This window comes from Wujia sp. (assembly GCF_056872695.1).
Window position 1 is genome coordinate 112,379 of record NZ_DBMFCD010000002.1, and the last position, 13,485, is coordinate 125,863.

Here is a 13,485-nt window from a genome sequence, read left to right on the forward strand (position 1 = left end):
ATGCGTTCGAAATCTAAGAAAATAACCCTGGGCTTGTGCCTGATTGTACTTACCGCCTGTTTCCTGTGCGGATGCAGTGGCAATCCGAAGAATTTCACCGTTGGCACAATGACAGTTACCCTGACCGATAATTTCAAAGAAAGTAAGATGTCCGGTTTTGATGCATACTTCGTAAGCGACGACGTGTCATTTTCAGTAAAAACCGAAAATGCCTCTGATCTGGAATATCAGGGCTACGAAATCGCCGGACTGAAAGATTATGCAAAGGAAATCTGTAACCTGAATGACATTTCCACAGACAAACTGGTACAGCGGAACAACTACTATTATTTTAGCAACACACAGACTGTTTCCGGTGCCAAATACACCTACCTGCACTGCATGTTTCAGCAAGGAAACAACTATTGGATCTGCGAATTCGTGTGCAAGCACCGTTCGTATGAATCTTTGGAAAAATCCATGTTGCAATGGGCTGACAGCATTACATTCGATCAGCAATAAAAAATGCATCGCAATCATTAGGATTGCGGTGCATTTTTATTTTCATCCTGTTCTTCTGTTTCATCTTCATCCTCGTGCGCTTCTTCCCACGCGTCCTCCGGGTTCAGATTCTCATATTTCTGCATCCCGAAATTTAAAAAACTAACAAAAAAGAGCGTCGGAATCGCAACGATGATTGCAACCTGTGCTACATGGATCCAGCTCCCATGCAATTTCCCTGTGAGTAATAAATAGCTGGCAATCGCAACGACTGCCAGCATACTTATATCTACACAGATTGTCAGAATCGTCTGTGTCTTCTTACTCATAGAGATACCAGTTTCCCTTGTACTTGATACATGTGATTGGATATGTGCTTGATACATGTGATTGGATATGTGCTTGACTGATCGTAAGTCTCGCCACTCATCGTAACTGCTACGTTGAAGGAGAACTCCAGATCACAGGCATCCTGCAGCTTGATTGTTTTGTCAGCATAATCACTGACATCCTCTTCAAGATCATCCAGATCATCACCATCATACATTTCTTTGCTCTCAACACCCTCATATTTGAAGGTTACGTCATACCCAGAATAAGAATCAAGCATATCCTCAATATCTTCCTGTCCTGGATCAAGGAAAGGTGGACAAAGTGCTGCCATCTTATCTACATCCTTATCATTCATCGCCTCGATAAACTGCTGCGCAACTGCCTCTGGGGAAGATGCTCCACCCTTTGCTCCGAATCCGCCCTTAAAGATCAGAACAAATGCAATTGCCAGCAATGCAACTGCAGCCGCAATAATTCCAATGATCAGACCCTTCTTTGGCTTTGCCGGCTGTGCTGGCGCCGGACCGCCAAATCCCGGCTGTCCGTATGGAGCCTGTCCTGGCATTCCCTGCTGTGGCATACCATTCATACCCATACCGTTCATCTGCGGCTGTCCCATACCGCCATACTGTGGTGCTGCCGGCTGTGGGTTTGTCTGCGCAGCATCTGCCTGTCCATACGTACTCGTATCTGTCTTTAATGACAAACCAGATGGCTGCTCCGCTACCTGATCCGGATTAATCAACACCGTTTTCTCGTCATCGCCATCCTGGCTATTTGCAGATGGCAGATCTGCACCACATACTGCACATTTTGTGAAGACATCATCATTCTGTGCTCCACACATTTCACATACTTTCATGCTTTTCCTCCTAAATATAAATCCTCTCTGATAGGTCGTAATTTTTATAAAAAACTACTAAAATATATAATGTCATAAATACCGTATGAAGTCAATCGACATTGCATATAAATTTCGTAAATTTGTTGTAATGTCGTTCAATCGTGCTATAATATGGAATAAATATGGCTCTGCATCCCCTGTTGCGGTGTCCATACATTACGAATAGAGATTAAGGAAGGCAGATTATATCATGTATAATGTAGATTTTGAAAAACCAATCCACGTGTATTTCATGGGGATCGGCGGTATCAGCATGAGCGGACTTGCCGAGATTTTATTACAGGAGGGATTTACTGTATCCGGTTCCGACATGAAGGAATCTGAAATTACGGAAATCCTGAAAAATCTTGGAGCCAATGTTTTTATTGGTCAGAAAGCAGAGAATATCTCTGATAACATTGATTTGGTTGTATATACCGCAGCTATTCATGCAGACAATCCGGAATTTGTAGAAGTCAAGCGTCGCAATATTCCGATGCTCACACGTGCGCAGCTTCTTGGTCAGATCATGCTAAACTATAAATACGGAGTTGCAGTCAGTGGTACCCATGGTAAGACAACAACCACATCCATGCTCTCTTATGTATTGCTGGAAGCGCAGGTCGATCCGACCATTTCCATCGGCGGTATGCTGGATGCCATCGGCGGTAACATCCGCGTCGGACACTCCGATTACTTTGTCACAGAGGCCTGTGAGTACACAAACAGCTATCATGCGTTCCATCCTTATATCAGTATCATTCTGAATGTGGATGCAGATCACCTCGATTTCTTCAGTGGCATTGAGGAAATCGCAGATTCCTTCAAAACATTTGCCGAGATTCTGCCAGACGACGGACTGCTCGTGATCAATGGCGATATGAAATATTACGAACATGTGACAAAAGATCTGCACTGCAACATCATCACCTTCGGTATGAATGCCGGAAATGATTACAGTGCCACGGATATTACTTTTGACGAAGACGGACACCCTGCCTATACGCTTGTCGTAAAAGGTGAGAAGCAGGATCAGATTCAGTTGCATGCAACCGGAATCCATAACGTTATGAATTCCCTGTCTGTCATTGCAGTTGCTGACTTCCTTGGCATCGACCGTAAATACACGATTACCGGTCTGGCACGCTGTTCCAGTGCCCATCGTCGATTTGAGCACAAAGGTGTCACGGAAAACGGTGTCAAAATTGTGGACGATTATGCCCACCACCCAACGGAGATTGCCGCAACTCTGGCAGCCGCAAAAAACACACCACACAATGAACTATGGTGCATCTTTCAGCCGCATACATACTCCAGAACAAAGGCGCTCTTAGATGAATTCGGACAGGCTCTTGCAACCTGTGATCATGTGCTTCTTGCAGATATTTACGCGGCACGAGAACAGGATACAGGTCTTGTATCATCCAGAGATGTCCGCGACAAGATCAACGCCAACGGTGGCCATGCAATCTACCTTGGTGACTTTGACAGCATCACAGAGTATGTGAAAAAAAATTGTAAAAAAAATGATTTGTTGATAACTATGGGGGCCGGAAACGTCGATTCTATCGGAAATACACTGTTAAAAAAATAGTTATCCACATTATCCACAGACCTGTTTGGGGGAAATTACCAAACAGGTCTTTTCATTTTTAGTTAACATAATTGTAACATAAATCGTCCATAAATGGCTTGATTCCACACCCTCTGTTTTTATGGTAACTCATTGTCCACATTATCCACAATTTCCACAATTTTCGTAAAAAGTCCGACCGAAAAGATGTTCGCTTGAATTTAATTTTCTTCATGCTATAATTTGAAATGCTTCTAGGTGAAGCAACGAAGGGAAGGTTCAAAAAACTATGAAGACGATTACGATTTCAACTGAAAATAGCGAGACTTATTCTTCAATCTCAAACTTTTTTATCGACTATTATATGACAGATGCAAACGGGGAGTTTGTAAAAGTATATCTGTATCTGATCCGTCTGCTGAACAGCAGACAACAGATCTCAGTTGCTGAGATTGCCGATCATTTCAACCTCACAGAAAAAGATATCTGTCGCGCAATCAAGTACTGGGTAACGAAAGATGCCCTGCGCCTCACATTTGACGGAAAGGGACAGCCGACCGGCATCGTAGTACTTCCTTTGAAGACTCCGGAGATGGAATTATCCACAGAGCCGGATGCATTTTCATTGCTTCGTTCAGACACAGTTCCTGCGCGTACCGAAACAGCTGACACGTCGGAAGACTCCAACCGGGCATCCGCAAAGATTGTTCCGATCACAACTCCGGCTATGGAGCTTTCTGCACCGCAAAAGCCGAAATTCACCCAGAAAGATATCGATAAACTCTTGCGCGATCAGGATTGGGAAGATATATTATATCAGGTAGAGACTTTATTTGAGAAGCCGATTTCACAGTCGGATACACAATCTTTAATGTACATCTACGATACACTTGGATTCAGTGTGGACTTATTTGAGTACCTGATTGAATACTGTACAACAATGAAGAAGAAAAACTGCCGATATTTAGAGGCAACTGCCATCGGCTGGTATCAGGACGGTATCAAAACAAAAGCTCAGGCAAAGGAACAATACACTCTTATGAGCGGCGTCTGCCGTGTATTCTATAAGACACTCGGCATCAAACGTGGTGCGCCGACTACCATAGAGCAGGAATTTTTTAAGACATGGACCAAGGATTATGGCTACGGGGAAGATATCGTAGAAGAAGCCTGCAAGCGTGCTGTTTTACATACACAGAATCCTACAATCAAATACGTAAATGGTATTTTAACAGCCTGGCATAATGCAGGTGTGACAGACTTTACCGGTATCAAGCAGGAAGATCTTGCACATGCTGAGACAGCAAAGAATCAGAAATCCCCTGCTGCTGCAAAAAAAAGCGGAAATGCATTTACAAACTTTACACAGAGCAACATGAGCTCTGAACTTGACGAAATGGAGAAACTGTTCCAAAAAGAGGTAAACGGTAAATGAATTTTGAGTTACTGAAAAAAGAAAATATCCTGCACGATTACGAACAGGTTCGCTTACGGAACAAACGCCGCTTGCAGGAACGACAGGAAGAAATCTATACAAAAATTCCTGAGATAAAAAAACTGCAATCCGAAAGCAAGCTGTCCTATATTGCACTTGCGAAAAAGAAAGCGCTCGGACAGAATGCTGATGCGCAGGAAATCTCCAGTCAGAATCGCAGCAATTCTGCCCGTATACAGGAATTACTGATGGCACATGGTTACCCTGCCACCTATCTGGATCCGATTTATGACTGCCCGATCTGCAAAGATCTCGCTTACGTGGACGGAAACGTATGTACCTGTTTCGAGCGCCATATTGTCGATGCACTCTACTTGCAATCGAACATGACTCAGATCCTTGATTCTGAGAATTTCGATACCTTTGATCTGGATTATTACAATCCTGTTATTCCAGAGAACCGCAGCTGGCCGGTCAGTCCATATGACAATGCAAAGAATATCCTGTATCTGGTCCGCCGTTTTGTAGATACATTCGCCGTACAAAGCACAGATCGCGGAAATCTGTTATTATATGGAGAAACTGGTCTTGGCAAAACATTTCTCACAAACTGTATTGCTAAGGCATTGTTGGACGAAGGACATACTGTTTTATACCTGTCAGCAAATGATTTATTTGAGCAGGTATTTGGACAATATGTAATGAATAAAAAATTAGAGCTTGAACAATTATACAATTATATTTATAATAGCGAATTGTTGATAATTGATGATTTAGGAACCGAGACAACGAATGCATTCGTCTGCTCAAAGCTTTTCGAGGTCATCAACCAGAGGGGACTTGCAGGAAAATCAACGGTCATCTCGACCAATCTTTCCATGAAGGAATTACAGGAACGATATTCCGAGCGTATTATGTCCCGTATTATTGAACGTTACACTGTACTACAGTTGTATGGTGAAAACATAAGGTATCAAAAAAGAAAAAAAGAAATGATACAGGGTTCTAAGCTGTAATCACACAATGGAGGAAAAAATCATGCCAGATTCAAGTCATCTTATTACAGTTCCAGTCGGAAAGCTCGGAATTATCCCTTTGGAGAGCTGCAAAGCCCTCGGAGAAAAAGTCGATAGCTACCTTGCACGCTGGAGAGCAGAACGTCACAACGAACACAAGGATAACATCACATTTGCAGGCTATGAGAGAGATTCTTATATTCTGAAGTCATCCTGTCCACGTTTTGGTTCCGGTGAAGCAAAAGGTACTTTACAGGATTCCGTGCGTGGTACCGATGTATATATTATGGTGGATGTTGTAAACCATAGCATTGAGTACAAGATTTGTGGCAAGACCAATATGATGTCCCCGGATGACCATTATTCCGATATGAAACGTGTCATCGCCGCCATGGCGGGCAAGGCAAACCGTATCACAGTTATCATGCCTTTCATGTATGAGAGCCGCCAGCATAAGCGCAGCAGCCGCGAGTCCTTAGACTGTGCAATCGCATTGCAGGAATTAGTCGGACTTGGCGTTGACAACATCATAACATTTGATGCTCACGATCCACGTGTCCAGAACGCCATTCCGTACAGTGGCTTTGAAAATATCATGCCAACCTATCAGTTCATCAAGACACTGCTCCGTACAACTCCGGATCTGACATTGGATAGCGATCACATGATGGTGATCAGCCCGGATGAAGGTGCCATGAACCGTGCAATCTACTTTGCAAACCATTTAGGTGTCGATGTTGGTATGTTCTATAAGAGACGTGATTATACAACGATCGTAAATGGTAAGAACCCTATTGTTGCTCATGAATTCTTAGGAGACAGCGTAGAGGGCAAGGATGTAATCATCATCGATGATATGATTGCTTCCGGTGAAAGTATGCTGGATGTTGCCCGTCAGCTGAAAGCACGCAAGGCTAGACGTGTTTACTGTCTTGCAACCTTCGGTCTGTTTACTGCCGGTCTGGATATCTTTGATCAGGCAAAGGCAGAGGGAACCATCGAAAAGGTTATTACTACAAACCTCACATATCAGGATCCAGAGCTCTTCAACCATGACTGGTATGAGTCTGCTGACTTGAGCAAATATATCGCAACCTTGATTGATCACCTGAATCACAATGCTTCCATCAGCAGTCTGTTGGATCAGTCTGAGCGTATTCAGTCAAGAATTCAGGAGTACAAGGAGTTCGGAACAATCTCCGATAACTACAAAGCTCCAACCGTATAAATCAAAGCAAAAAAGAAGCACAGTTCAAAGATGAACCGTGCTTCTTTTATTTATTCTATATTACTGTACATAGACATACACCTTAATCTGTTCGTCATTTAAGTTGTTTGTAAACGTTAAAATCGCCGTTCCTTTCTTTCCCGGGATCACACGTAACCTCGCTACCGACGGTCCGACCGGTGAAGTATCCCATGCAAAGCTTGCAACATCCTCATCCGAAGATTCTACGCTTACCTCAATATCTCCGGAAATACATACGCGAAGTACAGTCTCCTGTGGTGTCTGTGATTCCGTTGCGCCCTCGCCTTCCTCTGTTGTCTCTGTCACGGATGACGTGCACTTCAAGAAGGTATCACTGACAAACATATCTTCATAGCCCTGTGATGGCACTGCATCCGTAAAGCTTGCCAGACCATCCATTGCTTCTTCCTTATCTTCAAGCGCTGTAATCTGCTTCTTATAATCTGCTTCTTTGTTCTGATAATCTGCAATCGACGCTTTCAGAAGATCAATCTGAGACTGCAACTCTGCGATTGCATCCTCCTGTTCCCGAATCTGGGAACGGAAATAATTCGCTGCAACATCGCTCTCCGACGCAATCGTGTTACGCTCATCATTTGCTTTCTGTACTTTGTTGCTAAAGTAAAAGAAACCAAAGACCAGTCCACTCGCCAGAAATACCATCAACGCAATAGATATTCCAATATATAATTTTGTGTTTCCACGCATCTGTGTGCGCTCGTGTTCCTCATCCTCCAGCGGTTTTCCACAACTACTGCAAAACAATGCCCCGTCTTCATTTTCCGCCTTACAATGCTTACATACCATACTCTATACAACTCCTGTTTTTATTTTGAATCGTATTGACATATTTCCTTTATGATACCCTTTTTTTCGTCATTTGTCCAGATGCATGTTTCGTCGTTTTCATCCTCGCAGAATCTCAAATGCATGAGCAACATCCAGCGCGCCCCATCCCCAGGCAGAGTTTGGATATCCTATATCCACAACGTTTCTGGCTCCCCGAATCAGTATCTGGCGAATTACTTCCGTATTCATACTGAAATTATTTCCCTGCACGATACCCCATTCCAGAAGCAATGCCGCAGCGCCGGCAGTCAGTGCAGCAGCCACGCTGGTTCCGCTTCTTCTCACAAACAACGGGCGTGTGCCACTCCCTCCTGCCAACAGACCGGAAACCCGGACAGCCGGTGCTGCAAAATCCGGTTGTATCCGTCCTTTCCGGGTATATCCCCGACTTGATTCTACATAGAGGGAATTGTCCAAATGATTATAGCCTGCCACGGTAATCGTTCCACGTGCATTTGCAGGGGCACATAAAATCACCTCCGGATCTGGTCTGGAAAAACGTGTATTTCCCTCCAAAAATTGCCGGATTGGCAGCCACGCATCATAACCAGCTGGGAATCCACTGTAATTTTCTGTCACTTCGATACGCCAGATTCCAGACGCCGGCCGATCAAATCGCAGTAAGATAAACGGATCTCCCGAATTATTCTCCACAACGATGCTTTCCGCATATAACACAGTTCCCTCATACAGGTACGTAATCATACCAGATGTATCCTGGTTCGGAAGCAGCTGGTCAAATTTTTGTCCGGTTGGAGAATATACTGCAATCTGGTACAGGCTCGGTGCACGCCCCCAGATTTCCAGACAAAAACCCGGATTCACGCCCTCCACGTAAATCTCCATCTCATTTCTGACTGTCCGTGTCTGAGGACGCACCATACCATTCTGATTGCCCGGATGGAAGGTAGATAAGCTTGCAAAATGTCCGCCTGCACCAAGCTCATTTCCAGCGCTTCCCACTACACAGACACCGGGTAATGTTACGATTGTGTCCAGATATAGTTCCAGATTCAGATTCCCATTATGATCGCCCTGATTTGTTCCAAGTCCCAGACAGATCACCAGCGGTTTTCCAAACTCCATCGCCTTATTGATCAGATACTTGACACCAAGTATGATATCTGCCTCTGAGTAACACGGTACGTCTGCAGGAATCAGGAAAAATTCCCGCAGCCTCCGCTTTGCCGGTTTTAATTTAACCATCAAAATCTCCGTCTCCGGTGCCACTCCGGAAAAAATATCTCCTCCCTCTGTATACATATTCCCAGCAGCCACAGAGGCAAGAAAGGTTCCATGCCCATCCGTATCACGGCTTGAAACAAGTGTGTATGGCTGTTCCGACTGCACGGCAAGATTCAGTTCTTCCTGTGTGTATTCCCGTCCATACCCAAATATCGGATTCTCCGGCAGTTCCTGCGTCTGATCCCAGATTGCACGCACGCGGCATGTACCATCGGACCGTCGGAACAGAGGGTTTGCAAAATCAATTCCGGTATCCACAAATCCAATCAGTACATCTTTTCCAAACAGGGAAAGCCCCGGCACACTCTGCACTGCGCCCACGCCAATTCCCTGTAGCGCCGACGTATCTGTCAGTCCATAGCACTTTGGAATCCGGTCATACCCAAGCCGGAACAATTCCTGTGTTGAAACAGGCATCCCATTCGCATCATAAGCGCGCCGGTATGCCACCAGAAACTGGCTGTTGATCACGGTCACACAGTCCGGCTGTAATACCTGTAATTCCCCCTCCAAATTGTTGTCATATTTTACCAGAAAATCCAGCACATCTTCATCGTATACATATGCCTCACACGCCGAATTATATAACTCTGTGTCCATCGCAACCCCTAAACATAAAAATCCCTCAGCAAAATGTATGCTGAGGGATTGGCATATATCCATATTCACTTAAAATTCAAGCTTTCGTTTTTTCTGTAAGATCAGAATTCCCGCAAGGCAGCACACACCAAATAATGATATCAGAATTGCCTTGCGCATATGCGGGATGCGATAGGTCATCACAATTACATTCTCCCCTTCTTCAAGCGGGATGGATGCCATACACTCTGCAAACATATCCGCTTCGACAGGAACTCCATTTCTCGTCACTGTCCACCCGGCACCATATGGAACAGACAGATACAGATACTCCCCTGCCCGCGCCGTCACTGTACAGGAAACTTTACCATTTTTAATATCCAGCTGTTCCGGCTGCTTCTCAGAGATTTTCTGCGATGCCATATGCAGAGCATCCAGATTCAAGGCATAAAACTGTTCGTCCCAGATCATAAGCGCCTCCGGATATGAAAAATAAACCGATATCTCTGATTCTTCCGGTTCGTGCGCAATGTAAAATACACCCATAGAAAGCCAGTCGGAATAACCCTTTCCGTCACTTCCGACACGTCCCACACGCCCCTTCACATAGCGGTCTGTCTCGATATTTCCATACACAACATGGTTTCCATCCGGAATCTGTATGTCATAAATACGCTTATTTTCCTCTGTATGGCTTGTAACATTCAGCCGGGTATAAATCTCTACCTGTTCCCCGCAAAGCTCGCTATACAGCAGATTCTGATACTCAAACGGATTTGTATATGTCTCATCTTTCGGTATGTATCTGCTCGCAAGAGGCAGGCAATATGGATTTTCATATACCTGCTTTCCATTTGCCTCCGGCAGCTCCTGTATCGGGAGCAATCCCGGATATGCCTGTTCTGAAATAACATATTTTACACCAAGCAGGGAATCCGCAGCTAATATAGAACCGGCAACCACATTCAGACACTCCCCATGCATTTTATAGCCCAACCGGTTTAACAGCTGAAGCTGCTGATTGTCCGGGCTCGATGTATAACCTGTGTTTCCCCAATAATTATACCCCAATGATTCGTCCAGATGTGCAACATTTGACCGCCGGCTTGTCTGCGAAATCCGATATTGTCCCTGATCATAGGCGCGCAGCACACCAAGCTGCTTGTCCGTCTCCGTCACATAGGACCGATATGCATCCGCTTTTTTCAGACAATAAGTAGAACTCAGATAACAGGCGTTTGCGTCCAGCTCTGCAATTGCACACACGGTCAGCAAAGCCAATATGGATATCCGTTTTTTCCCTGACGGTGCTTTCTGTATTCCAAGCTGCAAGCCTACTGCGATCACAATTACAAATGCTGCAGTTAAACCGACCTGAATCCATGTGTAGCGCGGCCGCACGATACTCAATATCAGATAAACAGCAAGATATGGAAGCACGATTATCCAGTACCGCAGCTTTTTATCCGGCTTTGCATACGCATTTCCCGCCACAAACAACAGATAAAAAATGCTGACATAGGAATAACGGAACCAATAACTGGACGCATTTTTCAACAGAGAAAACAGCAAATGCGTCGGTGCATAGAAAAACACTACCAGGCTACATATCATACCGATACCAAGCACGATTTTTTCAGACCATTTATAATTATGATTGAAATACACAGCCAGACATCCGATTAGAATCAGGCTTCCGGCAAATAAGGATGCCTCCGTCGGCGTACTGATTCCCCCGATCGTGTAATCACGAATCACAAACAACGGATTTCCTGAGAATGAATTACGTAGCATTTCCAGATTAAAGCTGCTGCCTTTGCCCTTTCGCAAATCAAATACCGTCGGCAAAAACAACACTGCACTCATACAGACACCAAGCAGCATGGCAATCCCATAACGGATAATCGCCCGGAATACCTGCTTTACCGATACTTTCTCCCGACACATATACAAAGCATATTCGATTACAACATAAAAGATGGAAAACAGGCAGTTAATGCCACCCGTATACCAGTTAAACAGAATCGACAGTGCCGTCGCAATGGCAAGTGGATGAATCTGTTTCTTCTCGACAACCTTATACACGCCAAGCAGCATAAGTGGCAGCATATATACACCATCCAGCCACATCACATTCGAACACTGCGCCAGATCATACTGCATCATCCCATATCCACAGGCAAGCAACACGGTAATCACCGCATCAATCCGATCTGCAAACCGCACCTGCAAAAAATAGCATGCTGTCGCAGAAGCTGCAGCCACCTTCAGCGCAACTATCAAAGAGAAAAAAACTTCCAACTGCGACTGTTTAAATAATACGACCAACAGATTAAATGGACTCGCCAGATAATAACTATATAATCCGATTCCACCATTTCCCAGTGTATTCGTCATGCTATATGCAATTCGATTTTTCCCCATGAGTACGTCCCGAAAATAAGAGAAAAAGTCCAGATACTGTATATCTGCATCCTCCCATGCAATCGACCGGTTTCCAAAAGGCGGAACCTTCATCACGATATACATAGCATACATCGCCGCTAATGTAAGTAAAAACGCACCGGCGCATAATAAAAAACGCTTCTTCGAAGTGGATAATTGTTTCAATTTGTCTGACATCTTTGCTTATATTCCTTTGTATAGAGTTTGTTATGGGATATTATACATGGAATTGAATGGATTGTATATAATTTGTGTGAAATGCGCTTTTTTATCCCCTAGAATGAAAATGTACGTCAAAAATCACGTCAAGTATGCCACATAGGTTGTTTTTTTGGTCATTTTTGCTACAATGAATTTGTTCAAAGCAAACACCTTTGAACATCTTGGGGAGAGATGGGGTTGTTGATGTTCGAATGCAATACCCCGCAATGTGTTTTACATAGGAAGCCCGTATGGATTGGGGAATCCATACGGGCTTTTGCATGTCATTTATTTATATGTACCTGATTTTTAATGTAAAAAAATTGTATTAGGAGCTGTTTCATATGTATATACTGTATATCCTTTTTCTTTTAACAACTCAAGATTTCCATAAACAGGATAATCTTTCCACTCTCTAAGGCTTTTCGGTGCATCAATAAATAATACAGATGCTTGTACAACATCAAAAAAATTATCACTGTACCCAGCCCCATGATGTCCTACTTGCATATAATCTGATTTTAATTTGTCCCCATATGTAGAAATAAGTTTCTGATGTACACTTTTATCCCCTGTATCTGAACAAAATAATATACTTTCCCTCTTATTCGTAAGCTTAAACACCAACGAAGACTCATTCATTAAATTGCCTTGTATATCACCTTTTTTATGTGCATCCGAATATGCATTAAAAACCTCAAGTGTCAATCCTATAAAATCAATGCTATCCCCCTCCTGTAAATATGTAACATTAGAGAGCCCTAAATTCAGAAATTTATCATATACGTCTAATCGATCTACAGGTTGTGCGACAGATGCATAATACGCATAATCAATATTTATTGTATATACGTTTGATACTTCAATTTTATGCGAAGATTGCATAATTTCCACAAAGGCTCCCATATGGTCTTCATGTGCATGCGTAAGTATCCATGCATCAACCTTATTTCCTTCCTTTGCCAAAACTTGTCTTACATATTCTGCATATCCCTTAGTTCCTCCATCAATAACTGCCAACTGACCAGTCGGAGACTTTATAGTATAAAACATAGCTTGAGAATCATTATCCAATCCATATTGGGTAATTTCATAATAATTGTTCTTATGTTTTTTTCTATTCCACAACAATATACAAACTGCTATTAATAGAATTAAACCTATAAGTATCACCGCTATACACTTTTTCTTCTTACT

The 13,485-nt window shown here is 43.5% G+C and carries 11 protein-coding genes; 5 read left to right on the forward strand and 6 right to left on the reverse strand.

Going from position 1 to position 13,485, the window contains the following annotated elements; all coding sequences use genetic code 11:
• Positions 1–501, forward strand: a complete 501-nt coding sequence (locus ACZQK9_RS03185; protein WP_178017790.1) for a hypothetical protein — start codon at positions 1–3, stop codon at positions 499–501.
• Between the two features lie 17 nt (positions 502–518).
• Here ACZQK9_RS03185 and ACZQK9_RS03190 read toward each other — a convergent pair whose 3' ends face one another.
• Together ACZQK9_RS03190 and ACZQK9_RS03195 are read right to left on the reverse strand one after the other, a co-directional pair.
• Complete coding sequence (locus ACZQK9_RS03190) at positions 519–809, reverse strand: hypothetical protein (RefSeq protein WP_178017791.1); 291 nt, start codon at positions 807–809, stop codon at positions 519–521.
• Positions 806–1,675, reverse strand: coding sequence for a Cif family virulence factor (locus tag ACZQK9_RS03195; protein ID WP_483269579.1), 870 nt, complete (start codon positions 1,673–1,675; stop codon positions 806–808). The genes ACZQK9_RS03190 and ACZQK9_RS03195 overlap by 4 nt, the downstream gene beginning before the upstream one ends.
• A 232-nt stretch (positions 1,676–1,907) precedes the next feature.
• Here ACZQK9_RS03195 and murC point away from each other — a divergent pair, with 232 nt between their 5' ends.
• From murC to ACZQK9_RS03215, 4 genes are all read left to right on the forward strand, one after another.
• Positions 1,908–3,290, forward strand: a complete 1,383-nt coding sequence (gene murC, locus ACZQK9_RS03200) for a UDP-N-acetylmuramate--L-alanine ligase (RefSeq protein ID WP_483269580.1) — start codon at positions 1,908–1,910, stop codon at positions 3,288–3,290.
• A gap of 268 nt (positions 3,291–3,558) precedes the next feature.
• Complete coding sequence (locus tag ACZQK9_RS03205; RefSeq protein WP_483269581.1) at positions 3,559–4,704, forward strand: DnaD domain protein; 1,146 nt, start codon at positions 3,559–3,561, stop codon at positions 4,702–4,704.
• Positions 4,701–5,720, forward strand: a complete 1,020-nt coding sequence (locus ACZQK9_RS03210; protein WP_483269582.1) for an ATP-binding protein — start codon at positions 4,701–4,703, stop codon at positions 5,718–5,720. Before ACZQK9_RS03205 ends, ACZQK9_RS03210 begins: the two co-directional genes overlap by 4 nt.
• Before the next feature lie 22 nt (positions 5,721–5,742).
• Positions 5,743–6,948, forward strand: coding sequence for a ribose-phosphate pyrophosphokinase (locus ACZQK9_RS03215; RefSeq protein ID WP_021984791.1), 1,206 nt, complete (start codon positions 5,743–5,745; stop codon positions 6,946–6,948).
• Between the two features lie 60 nt (positions 6,949–7,008).
• Here ACZQK9_RS03215 and ACZQK9_RS03220 read toward each other — a convergent pair whose 3' ends face one another.
• From ACZQK9_RS03220 to ACZQK9_RS03235, 4 genes are all read right to left on the reverse strand, one after another.
• Positions 7,009–7,776 (reverse strand): zinc-ribbon domain-containing protein, encoded by a 768-nt coding sequence (locus tag ACZQK9_RS03220; RefSeq protein ID WP_216507839.1) that lies wholly within the window; start codon positions 7,774–7,776, stop codon positions 7,009–7,011.
• Positions 7,777–7,875: 99 nt separating this feature from the next.
• Positions 7,876–9,663 (reverse strand): S8 family peptidase, encoded by a 1,788-nt coding sequence (locus ACZQK9_RS03225; RefSeq protein WP_483269583.1) that lies wholly within the window; start codon positions 9,661–9,663, stop codon positions 7,876–7,878.
• Between the two features lie 69 nt (positions 9,664–9,732).
• Positions 9,733–12,264, reverse strand: coding sequence for a YfhO family protein (locus tag ACZQK9_RS03230; protein ID WP_483269584.1), 2,532 nt, complete (start codon positions 12,262–12,264; stop codon positions 9,733–9,735).
• Positions 12,265–12,597: 333 nt separating this feature from the next.
• Positions 12,598–13,461 carry a ComEC/Rec2 family competence protein gene (locus ACZQK9_RS03235; RefSeq protein ID WP_483269585.1) on the reverse strand — a complete coding sequence of 288 codons (864 nt, stop codon included), beginning with the start codon at positions 13,459–13,461 and terminating at the stop codon, positions 12,598–12,600.
• Positions 13,462–13,485 lie beyond the last annotated feature (24 nt).

Coding starts and splice junctions, on each gene's coding strand:
- ACZQK9_RS03205 (WP_483269581.1), top strand. CDS start 3,559: ATGAAGACGATTACGATTTCAACTGAAAATAGCGAGACTTATTCTTCA.
- murC (WP_483269580.1), top strand. CDS start 1,908: ATGTATAATGTAGATTTTGAAAAACCAATCCACGTGTATTTCATGGGG.
- ACZQK9_RS03225 (WP_483269583.1), bottom strand. CDS start 9,663: ATGGACACAGAGTTATATAATTCGGCGTGTGAGGCATATGTATACGAT.
- ACZQK9_RS03195 (WP_483269579.1), bottom strand. CDS start 1,675: ATGAAAGTATGTGAAATGTGTGGAGCACAGAATGATGATGTCTTCACA.
- ACZQK9_RS03220 (WP_216507839.1), bottom strand. CDS start 7,776: ATGGTATGTAAGCATTGTAAGGCGGAAAATGAAGACGGGGCATTGTTT.
- ACZQK9_RS03190 (WP_178017791.1), bottom strand. CDS start 809: ATGAGTAAGAAGACACAGACGATTCTGACAATCTGTGTAGATATAAGT.
- ACZQK9_RS03185 (WP_178017790.1), top strand. CDS start 1: ATGCGTTCGAAATCTAAGAAAATAACCCTGGGCTTGTGCCTGATTGTA.
- ACZQK9_RS03210 (WP_483269582.1), top strand. CDS start 4,701: ATGAATTTTGAGTTACTGAAAAAAGAAAATATCCTGCACGATTACGAA.
- ACZQK9_RS03215 (WP_021984791.1), top strand. CDS start 5,743: ATGCCAGATTCAAGTCATCTTATTACAGTTCCAGTCGGAAAGCTCGGA.
- ACZQK9_RS03230 (WP_483269584.1), bottom strand. CDS start 12,264: ATGTCAGACAAATTGAAACAATTATCCACTTCGAAGAAGCGTTTTTTA.